Raw genomic sequence first — 21831 nt, forward strand, 5'->3', positions numbered from 1 at the left:
TGCTCCGGGGCCAAGTCGCCCCGACGCCTGGATACAGACACCACCCCGAGACCCGCCCTCCCCCGATTGACCCGCGGATTGACCAATCTACATTGCTGACGCTCCGATGTGGAAGGCTCCTCTATGTTTTTGTCAAGCAGCGGCAGCCATGGTCGCATCAGGGTCACGGCAGAAGTCCGTTTGATGCTGAAGACGGGCCGATGAGTTTGCGAACTCGGCGGTTCTTTCGGGCGTTATGGCATAGCGCGGCGGCGATGTTGGTGGCGCCGTCGAGTCGTAGCGGCTGATCGCCGATCCACCATCGCTGCGCTCAGGCCGGGACGGACGCCGCCAGGAGCGCGCGCAGCTCGCGGACGGCTGCCCGCCCGGCGCGGTTGGCGCCGACCGTGCTCGCGGACGGCCCGTAGCCGACCAGGTGGATCCGGGGGTCGGCGACCACCCGGGTGCCGTCCACGACGATGCCGCCGCGGGGCCCCCGCAGCTGCAGCGGGGCCAGGTGGTCGAGCGCCGGCCGGAAGCCGGTGCACCAGAGGATGACGTCCACGTCCTGTACCGCGCCGTCGCGCCACTGGATGCCGTCGGGGACGATCCGGTCGAACATCGGCCGGCGAAGGAGGAGCCCCCGTTTCCGGGCTTCGATCAGCTGCGGTGTCCAGGACAGCTCGGTCGCGCTGGCGATGCTTCCCGGGGGCAGGCCGGCCCGTACCCGTGCCTCCACCTTGGCGACGACCTCGCGGCCGTCGTCGGGCGTGAACGGCCCGTCCCGGAACACCGGCGGCCGACGGGTGACCCAGGTCGTCGTCGCCGCGACGTCGGCGATCTCGACCAGGAGCTGCACGGCCGACGTTCCGCCCCCGACGACAACCACCCGCTTCCCGGCGAATTCCGCCGGCCCCCGGTAGTGGGCGGTGTGCAGCTGCCGCCCGTGGAACGTTTCCTGTCCTGGGTAGTACGGCACGAAGGGCCTGGTCCATGTTCCAGCAGCGTTGATCACTGCGCGGGTGATCCAGGTGTCGTTGTCGGATTCGACGACGAGTCGCCCGTCGCGGGCGTTCCGCACGGCCGTGACCGCGACCGGCCGCCGCACGTCGATGTCGAATTGTCGCTCAAAGGCGGCGAAATAGGCCGGCACGGCGTCGGCGGCAGGTTCGTCCGGCGGCGGAGGCGTGAAGTGCATGCCGGGCAGGTCGAAGATCCCGTGCACGGTCGCCATACGCAGCGTCGGCCACCGGTGCTGCCAGGCCCCGCCGGGTGCCGGGTTGGCGTCGAGGACGGCGAAGTCAAGACCGGAGGAGCGCAGGTGGTACGCGCTGGAAAGCCCCGCCTGTCCGGCCCCGATAATCACCACATCCGTCTCGGGCATGTGCTGGACAACATCTCCGGCTCACCCGGCCTTCCCACGGGCGATGGATCTCACATCCGCTGATCGCCGTGGCCCGCTTCAAATTCGTCGGCTTCGGCGATGCCATCATGCTCCGTTCTCCGCTGGCCGGAGTTCCCAGGATCGTCGAGGCTGACACTCCCCTACTATCAGCGGATAGTAGTTGCCCTAGGATGGCCGCATCAGGTGGGAGCGATGTGTGGGCGTCGAGTCCACGCCTCCTCGGCGGAAGGATCCACAGTGCCTTTCCAGCGGCGTCGCCGGGCGGCCTGACCTTGCCTGCCGCCTCATCGGGTCCCGCCTGTCATCAGCCGTCCGCACGTCGCGCCGCACGCTGGGCACTGCGGGTGTGGCTGGCGCTGTTTCCCGCCCTCATCGTGGCGCTCGGGTTCGCCTCCCCCGCTGCCGCGCATTTCAAGCTGCTGAAGGCCGTGCCGGCCGACGGCGCTCGGGTGGATGGCGCCGTTCGAGAGATCCGGCTGACGTTCAGTGCCGCCGGCACGCCCACTGGAGCGGGGCTCAAGCTCTCCGACAGCCAGGACAGTGCTGTACCAGCGACCAGCCACACCCCCGACGGGGGCCGTACGTGGCTGGTCCACCCGACCAGTCCCCTGACCACGGGCACGTTCAAGCTGCGATGGAACGTCGCAGCCCCGGACGCCCACCCCCTGACAGGTGTCCTCACCTTCACGGTGGCCTCGCCTCCCCCGGCGCCCGGAGCTACCGCCAAGCCCCAGGCAACGCCCAGCCGGCACGGACATGCCAGCCATGGTGGGCCCGGTATGCCCTCGGCTTCGCCGCCCGCCCATTCCGGCGGACACGCCGTGGGCCATACCGCCGATGTCGGCCAGGGGCTCGTGCAGTTCGTCGGCAGCGTCGGGCGGTGGCTGTCGTACGGGGCGATCCTGCTCGGTGTCGGTGGTCTCGTCTTCGCGCTGACCACATTGGTCGGTACTCGCAGTGACATCCGGGTAGTGGAGGTCTGGGTGCGGACGGCCGGGCTGACGGTAGCGGCCGGAGCGGCCCTTGAGCTGGCTGCGCTCGCGGCGGTCTTCAGCGAACAGGGCACCTTAGCCTCAGCGGCCAGCGTCCCGGCGTTGGCCGCCCTCAGCCAGACGCCCGTGGCCGCCAGCCTGGTCCTGCGGTTCACCGGCGCGGCAGGCCTGCTCGTGTCCGGTTCACTCGAAGCGGCGCTGATCCGGGGCCGGCACGCCGTCGGGCGTCATTCCGTGCCGACCGTCGCCGCGATACCCACCGACTCTCGGAACCTGGTGACGCCTGCCGCTGATGGACCGACCGGCGGCGTTGCGCGGGTGCGCGCGCGAGCTGTCCGCCCTGTGCTCCTGGGTGTCACCACGGCGCTGCTGTTGGGTTCCTTCCTGCTCGACGGGCACACCGTCACCGCAGAACCTCGGGTGGTCGTCGTGGCGGCCGATTTCGCTCACACCATCGCCGCCGCCGTGTGGGTCGGCGGGGTTCTCCTCCTGGCCGTCCTGCTGCTCGGTCGCGCCCGCCTGGGAGCGCCGACGGGTGCCGCGGAGATGGCGGTGCGCTTCTCCATACCGGCCACCGCCGCGGTAGCGCTCACGGGTATCGCCGGCGTCGCGATGACCCTTCTGATCCTGGAGCAGCCGGGCCATCTCGTGACGACCAACTGGGGACGGGTGCTGCTCGTCAAGGTCACGCTGGTGGCGATTGTTGCCCTCGTCGGGCTCTACAACAGCAGGCGTGTGGTCCCTCGGCTTGACCACCGCGCGACGGACGGCACTCACCAGCTACGCCGCACCGTCCTGGCCGAAGCGTTGCTGATGTTGGCCGTCCTGCTGGTCACCGCGATCCTCGTCAATGCCGAGACGTAGCCGGCACGAGAGCTCGCGGCGGGCCGCCTGGATGGTGGCGAACGCGCCAGGGCGACGACGCTCCGGCAGCCTTTTACCCCTACCGGTATGCGGCATTAAGTGATCCCTCGCATAGCGACCGCCTGCCTACCGGTCCCGCTGAGCCCTTGAGAGAAATACCCGGGAGGGGTATTTTCGGGGTGCCGGCCGGCTGGGTATCGGCCCGGCACCGCGCGGCCGTCCGCGACCGCGCATGGAAGCGGAAACACCAGCAATCACGAGGAGATCCACATGTGCGGCAATGAATCGAGCTGCGGCTGCGGCACCGTCACCATTGACAGCACCCCTACCGCCGTCGACGCCGAACCCGGCGTCCGGAACACGTACGCGGTTTCCGGCATGACCTGCGGCGGCTGCGCCAAGACCGTCACCCGGCACGTCGCCGAGGTCGAGGGCGTGACCGACGTACAGGCCGACGTGGCCGGCGGCACCATCACCGTTGTCAGCGCCAACCCGCTGGAGACCGCGGACGTCCGCGCTGCGGTGGAGCGGGCCGGCTACCGCCTCGTCGGCTGACCTCCGGCCGCGCCGCATCCCCAGACCACCCGGCGGTGTCCAGGGGATGCGGCTTGCCGCTGGTGCCCGACGTTCGACACAGCCGAGCCCTGCTCGACCAGGCCGGCATCGCGGACACCTACGTCGACCTCGACGAGGACGAGACCGCAACTGAACTCGTCCGGCAGCCGCAGCGGGGGCGCCGGCCCGACGGCCGCTTCTGGTCGATCCCACCGATGACCAGTTGCAAGCGCACCTCGACATGAGGGCCACAAGCCTGTTGGCCTCCGTGGATGACGCACCAGCACGCCGCACCTCGGATTCGGGCCCGACGCTCCTACAGGCAGGAGATGATGCCGGCGAGCAGGCCGACGCTCACGGGTGCGATCAGGGCGACCGAACCGAGCGCCCCACGCGCAGCAAGATTTCGCTTGTCCGGACGGCGCCCTTGAAGTCGTTGCAGGCGGATCGCCACCTCCGCCCCTGCCATCGACAGAGCGGACGGCGGATGCTGCGCGCCAGCGAAGGTCAGCAGCGCATTTCGCACGGCCGCGTGGCCGCATTCGCGCACGGCAGCGGCGTCCGCGCGCAGCTCGACGAGCAGGCGGACGGCCGACGGCGCTTCCCGGGTCAATGGCAGCCAGGGCACGGCCGCCGCGAGCCCCTCCACGGCGGAAACGAGGAGATGATGGTGCTCGCGCAGGTGGGCCCGCTCATGACTGAGCACCGCGGCGAGCTGCTCTGCCGGCAGGTCACGGGCGCAGTTGGCGAGCACCGTCACTCCACCGGAGCCGCCGAAGCTGTAGGCCAACGGGGTCGGGTGCGGAATCCACAGCACCGCCGCCTCGCCGGGGTCGGGCACCCCGCCGGCGAGCGTGAGCAGATCCGCATGGGCCCGCCGAGCGCGGTGGGCGCGGCGTGCCCGGCGGGCGCACGTCGCAACGAACCTGGCGAGCACGGCGAGCATGATCAGAGCCCCCGCCGCCCCGACAACCTCGTCGAGGGCGGGTGGCCGGCTGGGGCGGGCCCAGTGCCAGCAGATGCGGGCGAGGTCGTGCAGTGCCCACTCGTGGGTGGTCCCCGGGGTGAGAAGCATGGCGACGGCGAGGCCGAAGGTGGCGATCACCGCGACGAGCAGCCCGAGCCAGCCGAGCAGCACCGCGACAGGATCAGCCACGTGGCGGAAGCACAGCCGCAACGCGGCGGGGCCCCACCAGGCGACGGCGGCGGCGCCGGTGAAAAGGGCGAGCGCGAGGCTCACCGGCCAGACTCCCGCTCGTGCAGCACCTGCCTGAGGATGTGCAGTTCGCGGTCGGAAGCCGACCGCGCGAAGTGCAGGAGTACCAGGTCGGGGTGGGTGCTGGTCTCGATCACCTGGCGTAGCGTGCGCGCCGTGATCTCCTCACGGGTGCCGGCCGGGCGGTAGCGGTAGGCCTTGCCGTCCTTCTCCCGCACGGCCCAGCCCTTGCGGTGCAGGTTGTCCAGCACCGTGAGAACGGTCGTGTAAGCCAGGGCACGGTCGGTGGTCAGCGCCTCGAGGACGTCCCTGACCAGCAGGGGTTCATCGGCGCGCCAGAGGACGTCCATGACGGCCGCTTCGAGTTTGCCCAGCTCTGCCACGTGCTCCCCCCTTTGTGCCCGTAAGCGTACGCGAGCCGACCCGGGGCCAGTTGAACGTGTTGGCGCCGACGATGGGTGGCTGGTGGGCGCAGGGTCCCGGTACCTCGGGAGCGCCCGACCGGCTCAGGATGACGTCGAAGGTGGTCCATATTTACAGAGGGCGAAAAAGTTGCGTTCCGCAAGGTCCGGCGACGCTCAGGTGAGGCGTATGAAGTGGTTCGGGTCAATGCCGTACCCACCCCCAACGGCACTCCCAGAGGAGCTGGAATGCACAAGAAACTGCTGGCCGCCGCCGGCGCCGCAAGCCTCGCCCTGCTGGTGTTCCCGTCGCCCGCCCAGGCCAACCACAGCTGGGGCGGGTACCACTGGGCGCGCACCGCCAACCCGTTCACCCTGAAGCTGGGTGACAACGTCAGCTCCCAGTGGGACTCCGCACTGTCCGGCGCATCCGCCGACTGGAGCAAGTCCACCGTCCTCGACACCACCGTCGTGACCGGGCTGAGCAACCCCAAGAACTGCAAGGCCACCACCGGCCGGGTGGAGGTCTGCAACTCCACCTACGGCAACAACGGCTGGCTCGGCATCGCCTCGATCTCGGTGACCGGTGGCACCCACATCACCCAGGGCACCGTGAAGCTGAACGACACCTACTTCAACACCGCCCAGTACAACACGCCGGCGTGGCGCAACCTCGTCACCTGCCAGGAGGTCGGCCACACCTTCGGCCTGGACCACCAGGACGAGAACTTCAACAACGCCAACCTCGGCACCTGCATGGACTACACCAATGACCCCAGCACCAACCAGCACCCCAACCAGCACGACTACGACGAGCTGGTGACCATCTACTCGCACGTCGACTCGACCAGCACGGTCGGCTCCGCACCGGCCGCCGCGTCGGTGGGCAACTCGCCGGAGTCCTGGGGCACGCTGGTCAGCGGCTCGCGCGCCGACCGGCACTCCACCTACGTCCGGCACTTCGCCGACGGCACCATGGTCGTCACCCACGTGATCTGGGCCTGATCGTCGGGTCGACCGCGGTGGAGGGGTCCGTCGCAGGATCGCCGAGACGCGCTGCGGCCCTTCGCCATTGTGGCGAGGGGCCGCTGTGCTGGTGTGCTCAGGCCGACGGCACGTCTCGAACACAACCGGCGGTGACCTGGCCGCATCTCGTCGGTCGGGTCCTGGCCGACGGATGCAGTGCGGAGAGGGGTCCGGCCGGGCTCGACGAGGACGTCGAGCCCGGCCGAAAAGGCGCGGCTTACAGGCGGTCGAGGATCTTCTGCAGGGTCTGGACCTCCGCGGCCTGATCCGAGGCGATCTTGGCGGCGAGCGCCTTGGCCTCGGGGTTGCTGCCGTTGGCCTGCTCGGTCCTGGCCATCTCGATGGCGCCGTTGTGGTGGGCGATCATCATCTCGGCGAACTTCTTGTCGAAGGCGCTGCCCTTGGCCGCGTCGAGGTCCGCCATCTCCTGCTCGGACATCATGCCTGGCATGTCCGAGTTCATGCCCGGCATGTCATGACCGGGCGAGGCCGACATCCCCAGCATGTTGTGCCCCGGCGCCGAGCTCGTGCCGGGCATGCTGTGGTTGCCGGGGAGCTGGATGGGCTTTCCCCACGCCGTCAGCCACCCCTTCATGGTGGTGATCTCCGGATCCTGCGCCGCCTTGATCTTGGCAGCCAGGTCCTTCAGCTCCGGGTCGCGGGCCCGGGTCCGGGCCAGGTCGGCCATCTCGACCGCCTGCTGATGGTGCGGGATCATCATCTGGGCGAACATCACGTCCGCGTCGTTGAAGGTGGCGTTGGCCGAGGACGAGGTGCTCGTCGACGGACTGCTGTTGCCGTGCTCCATGCCGGCCGTGTCGTCGCCGCAGGCCGCGGTGACGAGCAGAGCGGACAGGGCGACGCCCGCGAGGGCGCTGCGGCGCACGATGGTTCGCTTCATCAGGTACGTGGTCCTTGTCGCTGGGTTTCGGGAAAAGGGGATCGTCGGATCCGGGCAGTCCGGATTTCCGCGCTTCCTATGTCCGTAGGACCGACACAGCGGTGAGCTGCAGTCCGATGGGACGGCGAGGCGGAGCTCCACGCCTGCCCGTCGCCCGAGACCGTGGGCCGGCCGGCACGCAGAGGTCCCACCGGCGCTGCCGCAGCACCGACCGGGAGCTGAGGAGCAGGACGCTGCCCAGCACCGCCAGGCACACGGTGAACGCGTGAAGGGCGTCGCCATGGCCGCGCGAGTCGTCATGGCCCTGCTCCGCAGCCGGCACAGTTCCGATCTCGTGGGCGGCGGTCGTCATGTGCGCGGCGCCAGAGGATCCGAGGCGGGGCGGGTGGCCGCAGGTGTGCATGCCGAACACGCCGAACGTCACGGCGACGAGCAGCACCAGCCGCAGCAGCGTCTGCCTCCGCAGGCTCGGTTCGTTCCCCATCGGGCTTTTCATCCCATACCTAGCTTAGTTGGTGCGAATGCCGCCGAGAGGGGTCAGGATCACACGCGTCTCGTCAGGGGGTCAGGTCCGGGATGTCGAACCACGTGAACGGCGGCCACGGCAGGTTGCGAAGGACCGTGCTGTAGAGCAGGAAGGTGACGCCGTAGGCCCAGTAGACACGTGGCGACGACCGCAGCGCGGGAAGCTCCCGCCCGAACCACGCGATGCCGGCCCAGCGGACGCCCGCGTCGAGAAGGAAGGGAACGGCCACCAGGGCGGCCAGGTGGTGGCGAGCGGCGTCGACGAGATCGCCGTGCAGCAGGTAGTAGAACATGCGCGTTCCGCCGCAACTCGGACCGTTGATCCCGGTGAGCGCATGCCACAGGCATGGGCCGGTGGGATCGGCGACCCGGTCGGTCGGGTCGAAGCGAAGCACAAACGCCGCCGCCGCGCCGATGGCGCCCACCAACGCCAGGGTCGCCGCACGCTGTGCCGTGCGATGCGGGTCCACCGCCATCCGTCGCATCCCGCTCCCTCGTGTGTCCAGCAGCACGACTGCCGAGATGGGCAGGGGTCACCTGTCCCGACACGCGTCTACTAACCGCGCATAGTAGATGGCGTGCCATGAGCACCTCGCGAGGGGATCGCCACGAGGAGATCAGGATGCCTGGCAGGTCTGCCAACCGGAGGATCTGGGCGATCGGACTGGTCGCCGCTCTTGTCCTGACCGCAGCCGCCCTGCTCGGCAGCCGATGGCGCGATCGTGCCGGGACCGACCACCATGCCGCCACGACGGTGAGCCAACTGCACGGGTTGGCGCGCCCGACGGCGGTGAGACCCGGTCGCCCACCGGGGGAACCGCGCCCGACGCCCCTGTTGCGTTAACCGTGCACGGGGATCAACTCTTCGTCGCCACCCGATCGGGTGACGTGCGGCGCAGCAGCGACTCAGGGACCAGCTGGCAGGGGCTTGAGACCTCCCGGTCGTAACTGCGGCACGCCTCCTCCACCGCCCCTAAGCTGAGGGCGCCACGAATGCTCACACCACCCCCGTGCTCATGGAGGTGACGTGTGACCGGTCGCGAAGACCCCGCGCCCGACCGGCAGCCACCAGAGGCGGCGGCCGTGCTGACCGCCCGGGGCCTGCGCAAGTCCTACCGCCGAGGACTGTTCCGGCGGCGCCAGCCCGTGCTGCGCGGCGTGGACCTCGATCTACGGGCAGGCCAGGTGGTCGGGGTGATCGGTGAGAACGGCTCGGGCAAGAGCACCCTGATGCAGATCCTGGTCGGGGCGCTGAGTGCCGACGCGGGGACGGTCACGCACCGCGGGCGGATCGGCTACTGCCCACAGAACCCGCAGCTGTATCCGCGGCTGACCTGCGACGAGCACTTCGACCTCTTCGGCCACGCCTACGGCATGCCGGACGAGGAGACAGAGCAGTCGCGGCAGTCGCTGTACGACGAACTGGGCTTCGGCCGGTACGCCCGCACCCGCGCCGAACGGCTCTCCGGCGGGACGCTCGCCAAGCTCAACCTGGCGCTGGCCCTGCTGCCGGATCCCGAGCTGATGCTGCTTGACGAGCCGTACGCGAGCTTCGACTGGGACACGTATCAGAAGTTCTGGGACCTGGTTGGCGAGCGTCGGCGTGCCGGCCACGCCGCGCTGGTCATCAGCCACTTCGTCGTCGACGAGGAGCGGTTCGACCGGATCGTGGCCATCACGGACGGGCGGGCGGCACCACGGTGACCGTCCTGGCGTTCGTGCGGCGGTTCCTCGCTGACTACGCCCGCAACCGGGTCAACCTGCTGCTGCTCGTCGTCGTACCCGTGGTGTTCGTGGCGGTGGTGGCGGGAACGCTGGCGGACGCCGCGAGGATTCTCGGGGGCCGCGGCGGCGCGGCGGTGGAGAACGCCACGGCCGCGTGGTCGGCGGCCTTCCTCGCCGGCGTCGGCATGTACTTCCAGAGCGCCGCGACCCGCGACACCGACCAGCGGGTCGTGCTCGCCGGACTGCGGCCGGCGCGTATGGTCGCGGCCCGGCTGCTGACGGGGCTGGCGCTGGCTGTGCTGGTCAGCGCGATCGCGCTGGTCACCCTGGCGGTGCGGTCCGGCGTCGACCGTCCGGGCCACCTGGTCGTCGGGACGCTGATGGCGGCGGTCATCTACGTTGGGATCGGCGCGGCCGTGGGAACGCTGGTGCGCAACCCGGTCAACGGCACGGTGGTGGTGTTGTTGATCTGGATCCTGGACGTCTTCCTCGGCCCGGCGATGGGCGCCCAGGAGCGGGTGGGCACGCGGATCCTGCCGATGCACTTCGTCACCTCGTGGATGGTGAATCTGCCGTCCGGGCATGCCGGGCGGCTCGGGGACGTCGGCTGGGCCCTGGTGTGGACGGTCGCGGCGATCGCGGTCGCGTGGATGCTTGCGGTGTGGCGCACCCGAAGCGGCGGGCCGGTCCGCCGACGGCACCGGCCGGGCGGGTGGTGGGCCCAGTTGGCGGGCGCGACCCGCGCGGCGTGGCGGGACGGGTACCGCAATCCCGCGTTGTGGGCGCTGTACGTCGCAGTCCCGGTGATCTTCATCCTGTTGGCCGACGCGATCACCCCGGAACAGCCGATCACCGTGACGGTGCGCGAGCACGGCCGGCGGCTGGCCGAGACATATCCGATGCCGGAGGTGCACGGCGCGACGATGGCGCCGATCGCGGTCGCCTCGCTGGCGGCGTTGGCCGGCCTGTTCACCGTGCTGGACAGCCGCGCCGGCGACCGCCGCGCGGCGCTCGCCGGGTTACGTCCGACGGCGTTGCTGGCCGGCCGGTTCGGGGTGCTCGCCGCCGCGGCGTTGCTGGCCACGACGGTGTCACTGGCCACCACGGCGTCCGTCTTCGACGCGGTCCGCTGGCCGGTGTACGCCGGCGGAAACGTCCTCATCGCTGTCACGTACGCCCTGGTCGGCGCCCTGCTCGCACCGATCTTCGGGCGGGTCGGTGGGGTATTCATGGCGTTCCTGCTGCCATTCCTCGATCTCGGCATCAGCCAGAGCCCGATGCTGCGCGCGCAACCGCCGACGTGGGCGAGGGCACTGCCCGGCTACGGCGGGGTCAGGGTGCTGCTCGACGGTGCGCTGACGCGAGGGTTCGACGAGGTCGGCTCGCTGATCGTGGCCCTGGGGTGGCTGGTGGCGCTGTCGCTGGCCGTCACTGTGGCTTACCGCTGGTCGGTGGCGCCCCCGGGCCGCGCTCGGGTAACGGCGGCGGGTACGGCGGAGACGCCGGAGAGGGCCGCCCGGTAGCCCCTGCGCCCGGATGGGCGTCGCCCGTCCGACGGCCGTGGAACGGCCGTCGGACGGGGGTGGGCGACGTCGGCCCGGCCGGCTTCGTGCCGGCCGGGCCAGGTCTCATCCGCTCAGTTGCGTCCAGGCGTGAGGCGTACGCGGCGGAGCAGTTGCGCGTTGAGCGCCACGACGATGGTGGAGGCGGACATCAGCACGGCGCCGACGGCCGGGCTGAGGGCTATCCCCGCCCAGGCCAGGGCACCGGCCGCGACGGGGATGGCCACGACGTTGTAGCCGGCCGCCCAGGCGAGGTTCTGCACCATCTTGCGGTAGGACGCTCGGGACAGCCGGATCACGCCGGTGACCCCGCGCGGGTCGGAAGACGCCAGGACCACACCGGCCGACTCGATGGCCACGTCGGTGCCGGCGCCGATCGCGATGCCGACGTCGGCGCGGGCCAGGGCGGGGGCGTCGTTGACCCCGTCGCCGACCATGGCCACCGTCAGGCCCCGGGCCTGCAGCGCCGCCACCGCCCGGTCCTTGTCCGCGGGCAGGACCTCGGCGAACACCTCATCGACACCGGGCCGGAACCCCAGGTCGGCGGCGACCGCCTCGGCGACCGGCCGCGCGTCGCCCGTGATCATGACGATCTTCTTCACGCCCTGTTCGCGTAGCTCGGTGATGGCCTGCCGGGCCTCCGGCCGCACCTCGTCCTCGAGCGCGAACGCGCCGATCGGCTCGGGTCGGCCGTCGGCCGGTAGCCGCACGAGATGCAGGACGGCGGCGCCCCGGGCCGACCACCGGTCGCTGGCGGCCTCGAGGTCGGCGGGCACGGTGGCGTCGAGTTCCCGCAGCAGGGCGGGACCGCCGACCGCGTACGGGGTGCCGTCGACGACGGCCTGAACGCCCCGTCCGGTCAGGGAACGGAAGTCCTCGGCCTCGGCCACCAGGCCGCGGCCGTGGGCCGCCTTGACCAGGGCCCGGGCCAGTGGGTGCTCGCTGTCCGCCTCGACCGCACCGGCGATCCGCAGCACCTCGTCCTCGGTCAGCCCGACGGTGGCGGCGCTGCCGGTGACGGTGTGGGCGCCCTTGGTCAGGGTGCCGGTCTTGTCGAACAGCACGGCGTCCACGCCCCGCATACGTTCGAGGGCGAGGCGGTCCTTGACCAGGATGCCGGCTCTGGCCGAGACCGCCGTCGACAGCGCGATCACCAGCGGGATGGCCAGCCCGAGGGCGTGCGGGCACGCGATCACCAGGACGGTCACGGTACGGACCACGGCTTCGTCGAGGTCGCCGAGTGCCCACCACGCGCCGAAGGTGATCAGCGCGGCGGCCGTGGCGAGGTAGAACAGCCAGGCGGCGAACCGGTCGGCGAGCACCTGCGCACGGCCGGCGGACGCCTGCGCCTGGGCGACGAGCCGACCGATGCCGGCAAGCGCGGTGTCCTCGCCGACGGCCTCGACGCGGACCCGCAGGGCGGAGTCCGTGGCCACGGTGCCGGCGACCACGCGGTCCCCAACGGCGCGGGGCACCGGCCGGGACTCCCCCGTGATCATCGACTCGTCCAGTTCCGCGGCGCCGTCGACGATGCGGCCGTCGGCGGGCACCCGGCCGCCGGAGCGGACCAGCACGACGTCGCCGACCCGCAGGTCGCCGACCGACACCCGGTGCGGCTGTCCCGCCTCGTCGAGGCGTTCGGCGTCGTCGGGCAGCAGCGCGGCGAGGGCTGCCAGCGCGCCCTGAGCCTGGCCGATCGCCTTCATCTCCTGCCAGTGGCCCAGCAACATGATGGTCACCAGCGCTGCCAGCTCCCACCAGAAGTCCAGGTCGAACAGGCCGAGGCTGGTCGCCAGTGAGGCGGCGTACGCGACGGTGATCGCCATCGAGATCAGCAGCATCATGCCGGGCGCGCGGTCGCGGACCTCGCGGACGCCGCCGACCAGGAACGGCCAGCCGCCGTAGGCGAACACCACGGATCCGAGGACGGGGCCGACCCAGGTCATGCCGGGGAAGTCGAGGGTGTAGCCGAACCAGTCCATGACCATGTGGCTGGTTGCCACGATCGGCACGGTCAGCGCCAGGCTCAGCCAGAACTTCCGCCGGAACTGCTCGGGGTCGTGCCCGGCGTGCTTGTCGTGCCCGCCGCCGTGGCCGGCGTGCCCCTCGTGGTGGTCAGGGTGTTGGCCGTGTTGCGGGGAGTGCTGCGACGGCGCGTGCGCCTGGTGGGGCCGCGCGACATGCGGCTCGTGGGTGTCGTGCGAATGGCCGTGCGTGGCCGCGACCGCGGCGTGGCCGGTGTGGTGTCGTGTCATCGGGTCAACCTCCGCCCACAACATATACCCCTAGGGGGTATGGCGCAAGCGCGGGATCCCGCGTGGCTGCCACCCTTCGTTACTGCTACCGGGCAGGGGTAGGACCTTGGTCCCGGGAAGCAGGGTAGATGGGCGCTGGCGCCGGGGCCGTAGCGGGAGCAGCGTACGGGTGGAAGCACGAGAAGGAGATCGGTGATGAGACGGGCCCATCTCCCCCTCTACGCGATCGCGTTGGCGATCCTCATCGTGGGCGCGCTGGCCCTCGGCGTGCCGGCACGGTCGGTGGGCTTCGGACTGCTCGCCCTCGCCTGCCCGCTGATGATGCTGCTCATGCACGGTGGCCACGGTGGTCACGACAGCCACTCGGGTGGGGGCGAGCAATCCTCCTCGCGTGGGCCGACCTCGGCGGCGAGGTGATCCGATGGCCGTGGCGGGTATGCCGGCGGACCCGCCAGAGCTGAAGTCGCCGGCGGCCGGCAAGGCCGGACTGCGGGAAAGGACGCGATCCATGCATGGCAACGGTTGGATCTGGCCGATGGGCGCGATGATGGTCGGCTGGCTCATCCTGGCCGTGATCATCGTCGCAGCGGTCTGGCTGGCCGCAGGCAGCAGCCGGCGGCCGACAGACCGCCACGATTCGGCGCGGCGCATCCTGGCCGACCGCTACGCTCGCGGCGAGCTGGATGTCGAGGAGTACCACCGCAGGTTGGACGGACTGCGTTAACCGGACGATCCGGCAGAACTGGACGGCAGCGACGCCTGGTCAGCTGACAGCGAGCGGTCCCGCAGCGGGCAGGGTGACGGTGAACGTCGCGCCCTTGCCGGGGCCCTCGCTGGCGGCGGTGACCCGACCGCCATGCTGGGTGACGATCGCGCGGGCGACAGCCAGGCCGATCCCCGAGCCACCGTGATCGCGGTCCCTGGCGGCGTCCGCACGGTAGAAGCGCTCGAAGACGTGCGGCAGGTGCCGTGCGTCGATGCCCTCGCCCGTGTCGGCGACCGAGATGTGCACACCTTCGCTGTTGTGGATGGCGTGCACCGTCACGTGTCCGGTCGGCGGGGTGTGCCGTAGCGCGTTGTCGAGAAGGTTGCCCAGCACCTGGCCCATCCGTTGCGCGTCTGCGTCAACCAGTCCGGCATCAGCTGCCACCTGCGCGTACAACGCCACGCCCTTTGCGGCATATCGGGTTCGGGCGGCGGCGACCGCGGCGCTGACCAGTTCGCCGACCGCGACCGGCCGGCGGTGCAGGTCGAGTTGGTGTTCCTCCGCGCGGGACACCGCGACGACGTCCTCGGCCAGGCGTCGCAGCCGGTTCGTCTGCGCCCGCAGCACCGTCCAGGTGTCCTCGCCCTCGACCGCGATGCCGTCCTCGGCGGCGTCCACGTACGCCTCGATGGTGGCCAGCGGAGTGCGCAACTCGTGGCCGAGGTCGGCCAGGAGGCGGCGGCGGGTCGTCTCCGCGTCGGCGAGGCGGGCGGCCATGGTGTTGAAGGCGGCGGCGACCGTGTCGAACTCGGGGCCGAGGCCGGGAGCGTTCACCCGTGCGGCGTAGTCGCCGCGGCTGACGTCCGCTGCGGCGGCGGCCAACTGGGTGACCGGTTGTGCGAGACGGCGGGCCAGGTAGGCGCTGACGGCGAGGGCGGCCAGCAACGACGCGGCGATCGCGACGCCGAGGGCGAGCGCGCTGGCCGACGCGTACGCCTCCTCGACGTGATGGGCGATGCCCGCCTCGACCGGACCGGCGACCCGCCGCAGGTGGCTGTGGAAGATGGCCGGGCCGACTGCGGCGGCGATCACGGCGAGGGTCGCCGCGCCGACGAGCACCACGAGGGCCTGGGCGGCGAGGAGCCGCCCCGGTAGTCCGAGTTGCCGCCTCATCCCGGCCCCATCCGGTAGCCGATGCCACGCACCGTGCGGATGAATCGGGGGGCTGCGGGGTCGTCGCCGAGCTTGCGGCGCAGGTGACCGATGTGCACGTCGACGAGGTGCTCGTCACCGACCCAGTCGGCGCCCCACACCGCCTCGATGAGCTGGCGGCGGCGCAGCGCCGTGTCCGGCTGGGTGGCCAGTGCGGCCAGCAGGTCGAATTCGGTGCGGGTGAGCTGTACGGGGTGCCCGTCGACCCACGCCTCACGACCGGCGGGGTCGATCCGCAGGGCCCCGATGGTGCGTTCGTGCTGTTCCGGCGACGGGGCCAGCGCGGCGCGGGGGCGGCGGAGCATGGCGCGGATGCGGGCCACCAGCTCGCGCGGGCTGAACGGCTTGGTCAGGTAGTCGTCCGCCCCGACGCCGAGGCCGACGAGCTTGTCGACCTCGTCGCTGCGGGCGGTGAGCATCACCACGTAGCAGTCGGTGAACGTGCGGATCTGGCGGCAGACCTCGATGCCGTCCAGGCCCGGGAGGGCGAGATCCAGCACCACCACGTCGGGCCGGTCGCGCCGGACGGCGTCGACCGCTGCCCGGCCGTCGGAGACGCAGCTGACCTCGTGCCCGTCACGTTCCAGATAGCTGGCGACGACCTTTGCCAGGCTGCGCTCGTCGTCGACCACCAGCACACGTACGCCCATGGGATCCATCCTGCCCGGGCGGCGGGGGTGGTCGCGCCCGGGTGACGCGGCGCCGCTCATGAAGATTCACTGAAGATCGCGCTGCGACGTGGCCGCCGGCCGGCTGCGCAGGTCACGCTGCAGGCAGGGTTCCTCGTAGGCGAAGGAGCAGCCATGTCCCCCACCCTCACCCGTCGGCGACTGTTGGCCGGCATCGCCGGGACGGTCGGTCTCGCCGGGGCGGCCGGCGCGGCCGCCTGGACGGGCGGCCTGTTCGACCCGCGGCTCGTGGCGCCGACCGCGGACCTGGTGGCACGGACGGAGGCGGCCCGGCGGCGGGCCGGCACCCGCACGGTGCAGGCGGCGTTGAACCCTCGTCCGGTCACCCTCGATCTCGGCGGCCGGCAGGTGCAGACCTGGGGGTATGACGACTCCGCGCCCGGGCCGCTGATCCGCGCGCGGGCCGGGGATGTGCTCCGGGTCGAGGTGGCCAACGGCCTCCCCGCTGAGACGAGCGTGCACTGGCACGGTGTCGCGCTGCGCAACGACATGGACGGCGTGCCCGGGGTGACCCAGCAGCCGATCGCCGCCGGCGGCCGGCACACCTATGAGTTCACCGTCCCCGACCCGGGTACCTACTTCTACCACCCACACTCCGGCGTACAGCTGGACCGCGCGCTCTACGGGGTGCTCGTCGTCGACGATCCGCAGGAGGCCGGCCGGTACGACGAGGAGTGGATCGTGGTGCTGGACGACTGGGTCGACGGCACCGGCCGCACCCCCGACGACGTGTTGGCATCGTTGCAGTCGATGGGCGGCCACGGCGACATGCCCGGCATGGACCACGGCGGCATGAGTGGCATGACCGGCATGTCGATGGGCGGCATGGAGACGATGATCTCTCCGCTGCTCGGCGGTGCCGGGGACGTGACCTACCCGCACTATCTGATCAACGGCAGGGCCCCAGCCGCCCCCGTGACGTTGACGGCTCGGCCGCGCCAGCGGGTACGGATCCGCCTCGTCAACGCGGCTTCCGACACCGCGTTCCGGATCGCCCTCGGCGGCCACCGCCTGACCGTCACCCACACCGACGGCTTCCCGGTCACCCCGACCACCTGTGATGCCCTGGTGCTCGGCATGGGGGAACGGGCGGACGCCATCGTGGCACTGGACGACGGCGTCTTTCCCCTGGTCGCGGTCGCCGAGGGCAAGGGCGGTCAGGGCCTCGCGCTGGTCCGCACCGGCGCCGGAAGCACGCCGGACGCCGCGGTCCACCCCCCGGAACTGGACCGTCGAGTGCTGCTCACCGGCGGGCTGAGGGCTGCCGACGCCGTCCGGCTGCCGCGCCGCGACGCCGATCGTGTGCACCGGCTGGTGCTGGGTGGCTCGATGATGCCCTACCGCTGGACCATCAACGGCGCCACCTTCGACAAGCTCGATCCGCTGGTGGTCGGCCAGGGCGAGCGGGTCCGGTTGGAGTTCGTCAACCAGTCGACGATGTTCCACCCCATGCACGTGCACGGGCACACGTTCGCGGTCGCTGACACCGGCGCGCGAAAGGACACGGTGATCGTCGTGCCGAAGCAGACCGTGGCGGTGGAGTTCGACGCGACCAACCCGGGTCAGTGGATGACCCACTGCCACAACATCTACCACGCCGAGAACGGCATGATGATCAACTTGGCCTACCAGGAGTGACCGTCGCCCTCTCCAGGAGCGACGGAGGCTCCCGTCCGGAAGGGGTGGGAGCCTCCGTCACACGCTGGCGGTCAGGTGACTCGCCGAAAGCCGGCGATGGGCATGTAGTTGATGTTGAGCACATTGACCGGCTTGCCGGCTCGCGGTGCGTGCACCATCAGTTCGTTACCCAGGTAGAGCCCCATGTGGTGCAGGTCGCTGTAGAAGAAGATCAGGTCGCCCGGCCGGGCGTCGGCCCGCGAGACCGGCCGCCCCTCGTTCCACTGCGCGCCGGTGAAGTGGGTGAGCGAGATGCCCGCGGCCTTGTAGGCGTACTGGGTGAGACCGGAACAGTCGAAGGCGTCCGGACCGTTGGCTCCCCAGACATACGGGTCTCCCACCTGCTGGCAGGCGACCCTGATCGCCGTCTGTGCGGCGCTGCTCACCACGCCGGAGATGGTGGGGCAGCCCGTCACCTTCACCGTCGTCTTGGGCAGCGACGCGGTCAGGCGCTTGATCTCGGCGTCGATCTGCTTCTTCTTCGCCGCCAACTCGTCCCGTTGCTTGATCTCCGTCGCGATCAGCTCGTCCAGTTTCTGCTTCTGCGCGTTGTACCGGTCGCGCACAGCCAGCACACCGGCGATCTCCTGGTGCTGCTGCGCCGCGAGCCGGTCGAGGATCACCAGCTGCTCGGCGAGGGTCCCCGGCTTGGTCCCGACCAGCAGGGCGCCGATCTCCTGCGACGGGCCGCGCATGTAGTGCCGGGCGGCGATGGTGCCCACCCGGTTCATGGCCAGCGTGGACGCCAGCTCCAGCGGCGCCATCTTCTTCTCAAGATCCGCCGACTTCTTCTGGTTGACCTTCAGCTGGGCCCGGATCTTGTTGTAGCCCTCGATGGTGGGCTCGAGCTGCTCCCACTGCTTGTCGATCTGCGCCTCGATCTCATCCGGCGACGGAGCCGCGTGCGCCGGAGCCGCCAACAACCCGGTGCCGACCGCGACAGCCGCCACCACGGCGAGCAGACGGCGCATCAACTGACGGCCGCCGACCGACGATGCGGGCGAGCGACACGGAATCTGATGGTGGAGGGGCATGGATGCCACCAGCACGAACTCCTTCTACGGTGAGGTGAAGCAGGGCGGACAGTCGTGGCGCTCAGCCCTGGCGAGCACCCTCCGCATCCTTCCCTACTATCACCGGATAGTAGAAGGGGCTGCCGAGTCAGGCGAACCGACGCACCGGGATCCGACGACACAAGGTCTCTCGACCGGACTCCGGCGGGCGGCTGTTTGTACTACCGGCTGACCAGGTACCACAGTGGCCCGGCGGCGAGGCCTACGACGAGACTGAGCGCGGCGGCGGACAGCGCCAGACGCGCCGGCCATCGGCCTGGGCCCAACCGCGACTCCGCGACCGGCTTGTGGTTCGCCTGGCGGTAGGCGGGTGTGATCCAGCGCAGGTAGTAGAAGAGGCTGAGCACGCTGTTGCCGAACACGACGACCGCGAGCCAGCCGTATCCCCCGTCCCACGCCGCGGTGGCGGTGGTCAGCTTGCCGACGAACACCGCGGTCGGTGGGGTGCCGACCAGGCCGAGCAACGCGACCAGCAGGGCCGCGGCGAGCCAGGGCCGCTGTGCGGCCAGGCCGCGATAGTCAGCGAGGTCGCGGTGCTCGGGCAGGGCGGCGCTGACCGCGAACGCGGCGATGTTGGTCACGGTGTATCCGGTGAGATACACCAGCAGCGACGGCAGCGCGAGGTCGCTGCGGCCGGCGGCGACGATCGGTACGAGCAGGAAGCCGACCTGGCTGACGGTCGACCAGCCGAGCAGCCGCCGCGGGTCGGACTGCCAGTACGCGGCGAGGTTGCCCAGCGTCATGCTCGCCACCGCGAGCGCGGCCACCAGCAGCGGCCACGACGACGGGGGAAGCACGGTGGCAAGCCGGTAGACCGCGACCAGCGCGCCGATCTTGGGCACGGTGGTGAGGAACGTCGCGGCCGTGGCTGTGGCTGCCTGGGCCGCGTCCGGGACCCAGAAGTGCGCGGGCACCCCGCCGGCTTTGAACATCAGGCCGGCGATCACGGCGACCGCCGCGACGGTCACCGCCCCGTGCGGCGCGCCGGTCACCCGGTCGGCGAGTTCGGCGTAGCCGGTGGTGCCGGTGAGCCCGGACAGGATCGTCACCCCGAGCAGGAGCAGGATTCCGAACAGCGCCCCCATCAGGTAGGTCTTCATGGCCGCTTCGGCGGCTGCGCCGCTATGTGCGAGGCCGATCAGCGCGTAGAGCGGGATGCTGGCGAGTAGGAACCCGACGGCGAGGGCCAGCAGGTCGTTGGCGCCGGCCAGCAGCACGGTGCCAGCGGTGGAGAACAGCAGCAGGGCATACGTCTCGCTCTCCCGCGCGGCGCCGGAGATCTCGTCGGCGGCGACCACCAGGATGAGCAGGGTGCCGGCCGCCGCGAGGATACGGGCGACGCCGGTGGCCGTGTCGACGGCGAAAGAGTCGTCGAAGGCGCTCGTCGCCGGGCTGCGGATCTGGATCGCGGCCGCGACGATCGTCGCGACGAGCACGGTGGCGGTGAAGACCCGGATGATCCACTGCCGGTGGCGGGGGACGAAGGACCCGCCGATCAGGGCGGCGAGCGCGCCGCCGGCGAGCAGCATCTCGGGGACCAGCAGCAGCGGCCGCATCATCTCCGTCTCCACCGGTCACCGCCCGAGCAGGCCGACGACGGCGTCTGCGGCGGGTTCGATGACGTCCAGCAGCGGGCGCGGCAGCACTCCGATCACCAGGGACAGCAGCAGCAGCGGCCCGGCGGACCACAGTTCGCGGGCCCGCAGGTCGGTGAACCGGACCGACCTGCCGGCGGTGTCGCCGGTGAAGACGCGTTGCAGCGCGCGGAGGAACAGCGCCGCCGTGATCAGGATGCCGAGCACGGCGACGGCGGTGACGGGGGCGGCGGCGATGCTGCCGGTGAAGATCTGGAACTCGGCGATGAAGCCGGAGAAGGCGGGCAGGCCGAGGGAGGCGAACGCGCCGGCGGCGAACAGCGCCGCGAAGGTCGGCGCGGGCGCGGCGAGCCCACCGAAGTCGCGCATGTCGTAGCTGCTGGCGCGATCCTGCAGGACGCCGGCGAGCAGGAACAGGGCGCCGGTGATCAGGCCGTGGCTGACCATCTGGGTGACCGCGCCGGCGACCGCCACGCCGCGGGCCTGGGCGGTATCGGCGGCGACCAGGCCGGCGACGCCGACGGAAAGAACGATGTAGCCCATGTGGTTGACCGACGTGTAGGCGATCATGCGTTTGACGTTGGACTGGGCCAGCGCCACGAGCGCCCCGTAGATCACCGACACGACGCCGACGACGATGACCACCCAGGCCCACGCCCGCCAGGCCTGCGGCAGCATCGGCATGGCGATGCGGACGAAGCCGTAGGTGCCCATCTTCAGCAGCACCCCGGCGAGGACCGCCGAGCCGACGGCCGGTGCGTCGGTGTGCGCGGGCGGCAGCCAGGTGTGGAAGGGCACGGTCGGCGTCTTCACCGCCAGGCCGAGCAGGATCGCCGCGAGCACCAGTGCACCGGCGACCGGCCGGCCGTGCAGCGGTGGCGCGGCGGCGAGTTGCGGCATGTCGAAGGTGTGCGGGGTGGCGGCGACGTACAGGCCGATGAAGCCGACGAGCAGCGCCAGCGAGCCGAGGAAGGTGTAGAGGAAGAACTTCAGGGCCGAGTGTGCGCGGTTGCCGTGGCCCCAGCCGGCGATGACGAAGTACATGCCGACGATGGACAGGTCGAAGAAGACGAAGAACAGGATCAGGTCGGCGGCGACGAACAGGCCGAGGCTGACGCTCTGCAGGAACAGGAACAGTGCCGCGTGAGCACGGGGCCGATGCCGTTCGCGTAGCGCGTAGACCGCGCAGGCCAGGAAGATCACGGCGGTCATCGCCACCAGCGGCAGCGAGAACCCGTCCACGCCGACGTGGTAGCTGCTGTTCACGCCGGGGATCCACGCCGCCCGCTCGGCGAAGGCCAACTCCCCGGGCGGTGGGGTGTCGTAGCGCGCACACACGACGGCGACGAGTCCGAGGTCGACGGCCGCCACGGCGACCCACGTCCAGCGCGCGACCGCGTCGCCGAGACGTGGCACGGTGGCCAGCGCGACGGCGGCGATCAGCGGCAGGAAGACGATCAGACTGAGCAATGG

General features: G+C 70.9%; 21 protein-coding genes. 9 read left to right on the top strand and 12 right to left on the bottom strand.

What is annotated here, in order from left to right:
- Window positions 1-310 precede the first annotated feature (310 nt).
- Window positions 311-1363, bottom strand: coding sequence for an FAD-dependent oxidoreductase (locus ACZ6S5_RS12205; RefSeq protein ID WP_466000040.1), 1053 nt, complete (start codon window positions 1361-1363; stop codon window positions 311-313).
- Between the two features lie 365 nt (window positions 1364-1728).
- On the opposite strand from ACZ6S5_RS12205, the gene ACZ6S5_RS12210 reads away from it, so the two are divergent.
- The 3 genes from ACZ6S5_RS12210 to ACZ6S5_RS12220 all read left to right on the top strand — a co-directional run bounded on the left by ACZ6S5_RS12210 (window position 1729) and on the right by ACZ6S5_RS12220 (window position 4040).
- A complete protein-coding gene (locus tag ACZ6S5_RS12210; protein ID WP_466000041.1) occupies window positions 1729-3240 on the top strand; it encodes a copper resistance CopC/CopD family protein in 1512 nt (503 codons plus the stop codon).
- Window positions 3241-3510: 270 nt separating this feature from the next.
- Complete coding sequence (locus ACZ6S5_RS12215) at window positions 3511-3795, top strand: heavy-metal-associated domain-containing protein (RefSeq protein WP_466000042.1); 285 nt, start codon at window positions 3511-3513, stop codon at window positions 3793-3795.
- Between the two features lie 62 nt (window positions 3796-3857).
- Window positions 3858-4040, top strand: a complete 183-nt coding sequence (locus ACZ6S5_RS12220; protein WP_466000043.1) for a hypothetical protein — start codon at window positions 3858-3860, stop codon at window positions 4038-4040.
- A gap of 71 nt (window positions 4041-4111) precedes the next feature.
- Here ACZ6S5_RS12220 and ACZ6S5_RS12225 read toward each other — a convergent pair whose 3' ends face one another.
- Window positions 4112-5035, bottom strand: a complete 924-nt coding sequence (locus ACZ6S5_RS12225; protein ID WP_466000044.1) for a M56 family metallopeptidase — start codon at window positions 5033-5035, stop codon at window positions 4112-4114.
- The gene (locus ACZ6S5_RS12230; protein ID WP_466000045.1) at window positions 5032-5394 is read right to left on the bottom strand and encodes a BlaI/MecI/CopY family transcriptional regulator; all 363 of its coding nucleotides are present in this window, start codon (window positions 5392-5394) and stop codon (window positions 5032-5034) included. Before ACZ6S5_RS12230 ends, ACZ6S5_RS12225 begins: the two co-directional genes overlap by 4 nt.
- Window positions 5395-5661: 267 nt before the next feature.
- Between ACZ6S5_RS12230 and ACZ6S5_RS12235 the strand changes: the two genes are divergently transcribed.
- Entirely contained in the window at window positions 5662-6417 is a 756-nt protein-coding gene (locus ACZ6S5_RS12235) for a zinc metalloprotease (RefSeq protein ID WP_466000046.1), read from the top strand.
- Window positions 6418-6655: 238 nt separating this feature from the next.
- On the opposite strand, the gene ACZ6S5_RS12240 is transcribed toward ACZ6S5_RS12235, so the two are convergent.
- From ACZ6S5_RS12240 to ACZ6S5_RS12250, 3 genes are all read right to left on the bottom strand, one after another.
- Window positions 6656-7339, bottom strand: a complete 684-nt coding sequence (locus tag ACZ6S5_RS12240) for a DUF305 domain-containing protein (RefSeq protein ID WP_466000047.1) — start codon at window positions 7337-7339, stop codon at window positions 6656-6658.
- Between the two features lie 76 nt (window positions 7340-7415).
- Window positions 7416-7835, bottom strand: coding sequence for a DUF6153 family protein (locus ACZ6S5_RS12245; protein WP_466000048.1), 420 nt, complete (start codon window positions 7833-7835; stop codon window positions 7416-7418).
- Window positions 7836-7896: 61 nt separating this feature from the next.
- Window positions 7897-8340 carry a DUF2752 domain-containing protein gene (locus tag ACZ6S5_RS12250; protein WP_466000049.1) on the bottom strand — a complete coding sequence of 148 codons (444 nt, stop codon included), beginning with the start codon at window positions 8338-8340 and terminating at the stop codon, window positions 7897-7899.
- 553 nt (window positions 8341-8893) lie between these two features.
- Between ACZ6S5_RS12250 and ACZ6S5_RS12255 the strand changes: the two genes are divergently transcribed.
- Both ACZ6S5_RS12255 and ACZ6S5_RS12260 read left to right on the top strand, forming a co-directional pair.
- On the top strand, window positions 8894-9568 hold the full coding sequence (locus ACZ6S5_RS12255; protein ID WP_466000050.1) for an ATP-binding cassette domain-containing protein: 675 nt from the start codon (window positions 8894-8896) through the stop codon (window positions 9566-9568).
- Entirely contained in the window at window positions 9565-11112 is a 1548-nt protein-coding gene (locus ACZ6S5_RS12260; protein WP_466000051.1) for an ABC transporter permease, read from the top strand. The genes ACZ6S5_RS12255 and ACZ6S5_RS12260 overlap by 4 nt, the downstream gene beginning before the upstream one ends.
- Before the next feature lie 113 nt (window positions 11113-11225).
- Here ACZ6S5_RS12260 and ACZ6S5_RS12265 read toward each other — a convergent pair whose 3' ends face one another.
- Window positions 11226-13406: a heavy metal translocating P-type ATPase gene (locus ACZ6S5_RS12265; RefSeq protein ID WP_466000052.1), complete on the bottom strand. Its 2181-nt coding sequence runs from the start codon at window positions 13404-13406 to the stop codon at window positions 11226-11228.
- Window positions 13407-13601: 195 nt separating this feature from the next.
- On the opposite strand from ACZ6S5_RS12265, the gene ACZ6S5_RS12270 reads away from it, so the two are divergent.
- Both ACZ6S5_RS12270 and ACZ6S5_RS12275 read left to right on the top strand, forming a co-directional pair.
- Window positions 13602-13823: a DUF2933 domain-containing protein gene (locus ACZ6S5_RS12270; protein WP_466000053.1), complete on the top strand. Its 222-nt coding sequence runs from the start codon at window positions 13602-13604 to the stop codon at window positions 13821-13823.
- 4 nt (window positions 13824-13827) lie between these two features.
- The gene (locus tag ACZ6S5_RS12275; RefSeq protein ID WP_466000054.1) at window positions 13828-14130 is read left to right on the top strand and encodes an SHOCT domain-containing protein; all 303 of its coding nucleotides are present in this window, start codon (window positions 13828-13830) and stop codon (window positions 14128-14130) included.
- 39 nt (window positions 14131-14169) lie between these two features.
- Here the strand turns inward: ACZ6S5_RS12275 and ACZ6S5_RS12280 are convergent, their stop codons facing one another.
- A complete protein-coding gene (locus ACZ6S5_RS12280; protein ID WP_466000055.1) occupies window positions 14170-15285 on the bottom strand; it encodes a sensor histidine kinase in 1116 nt (371 codons plus the stop codon).
- Entirely contained in the window at window positions 15282-15974 is a 693-nt protein-coding gene (locus ACZ6S5_RS12285) for a response regulator (protein WP_466000056.1), read from the bottom strand. The genes ACZ6S5_RS12280 and ACZ6S5_RS12285 overlap by 4 nt, the downstream gene beginning before the upstream one ends.
- 153 nt (window positions 15975-16127) lie before the next feature.
- On the opposite strand from ACZ6S5_RS12285, the gene ACZ6S5_RS12290 reads away from it, so the two are divergent.
- On the top strand, window positions 16128-17651 hold the full coding sequence (locus ACZ6S5_RS12290; protein ID WP_466000057.1) for a multicopper oxidase family protein: 1524 nt from the start codon (window positions 16128-16130) through the stop codon (window positions 17649-17651).
- Window positions 17652-17722: 71 nt separating this feature from the next.
- On the opposite strand, the gene ACZ6S5_RS12295 is transcribed toward ACZ6S5_RS12290, so the two are convergent.
- From ACZ6S5_RS12295 to ACZ6S5_RS12305, 3 genes are all read right to left on the bottom strand, one after another.
- Window positions 17723-18724 (bottom strand): C40 family peptidase, encoded by a 1002-nt coding sequence (locus ACZ6S5_RS12295; RefSeq protein ID WP_466000135.1) that lies wholly within the window; start codon window positions 18722-18724, stop codon window positions 17723-17725.
- A 200-nt stretch (window positions 18725-18924) separates the two neighbouring features.
- A complete protein-coding gene (locus ACZ6S5_RS12300) occupies window positions 18925-20322 on the bottom strand; it encodes an NADH-quinone oxidoreductase subunit N (protein ID WP_466000136.1) in 1398 nt (465 codons plus the stop codon).
- Between the two features lie 15 nt (window positions 20323-20337).
- Window positions 20338-21828, bottom strand: a complete 1491-nt coding sequence (locus ACZ6S5_RS12305; protein ID WP_466000058.1) for a complex I subunit 4 family protein — start codon at window positions 21826-21828, stop codon at window positions 20338-20340.
- Between the last annotated feature and the right edge of the window lie 3 nt (window positions 21829-21831).

The sequence above is a fragment of the Micromonospora sp. NPDC051924 genome (genome assembly GCF_055586005.1).

Coding starts and splice junctions, on each gene's coding strand:
- ACZ6S5_RS12290 (WP_466000057.1), top strand. CDS start 16,128: ATGTCCCCCACCCTCACCCGTCGGCGACTGTTGGCCGGCATCGCCGGG.
- ACZ6S5_RS12215 (WP_466000042.1), top strand. CDS start 3,511: ATGTGCGGCAATGAATCGAGCTGCGGCTGCGGCACCGTCACCATTGAC.
- ACZ6S5_RS12285 (WP_466000056.1), bottom strand. CDS start 15,974: ATGGGCGTACGTGTGCTGGTGGTCGACGACGAGCGCAGCCTGGCAAAG.
- ACZ6S5_RS12205 (WP_466000040.1), bottom strand. CDS start 1,363: ATGCCCGAGACGGATGTGGTGATTATCGGGGCCGGACAGGCGGGGCTT.
- ACZ6S5_RS12300 (WP_466000136.1), bottom strand. CDS start 20,322: ATGATGCGGCCGCTGCTGCTGGTCCCCGAGATGCTGCTCGCCGGCGGC.
- ACZ6S5_RS12280 (WP_466000055.1), bottom strand. CDS start 15,285: ATGAGGCGGCAACTCGGACTACCGGGGCGGCTCCTCGCCGCCCAGGCC.
- ACZ6S5_RS12240 (WP_466000047.1), bottom strand. CDS start 7,339: ATGAAGCGAACCATCGTGCGCCGCAGCGCCCTCGCGGGCGTCGCCCTG.
- ACZ6S5_RS12265 (WP_466000052.1), bottom strand. CDS start 13,406: ATGACACGACACCACACCGGCCACGCCGCGGTCGCGGCCACGCACGGC.
- ACZ6S5_RS12250 (WP_466000049.1), bottom strand. CDS start 8,340: ATGGCGGTGGACCCGCATCGCACGGCACAGCGTGCGGCGACCCTGGCG.
- ACZ6S5_RS12295 (WP_466000135.1), bottom strand. CDS start 18,724: ATGCCCCTCCACCATCAGATTCCGTGTCGCTCGCCCGCATCGTCGGTC.
- ACZ6S5_RS12245 (WP_466000048.1), bottom strand. CDS start 7,835: ATGAAAAGCCCGATGGGGAACGAACCGAGCCTGCGGAGGCAGACGCTG.
- ACZ6S5_RS12270 (WP_466000053.1), top strand. CDS start 13,602: ATGAGACGGGCCCATCTCCCCCTCTACGCGATCGCGTTGGCGATCCTC.
- ACZ6S5_RS12235 (WP_466000046.1), top strand. CDS start 5,662: ATGCACAAGAAACTGCTGGCCGCCGCCGGCGCCGCAAGCCTCGCCCTG.
- ACZ6S5_RS12275 (WP_466000054.1), top strand. CDS start 13,828: ATGGCCGTGGCGGGTATGCCGGCGGACCCGCCAGAGCTGAAGTCGCCG.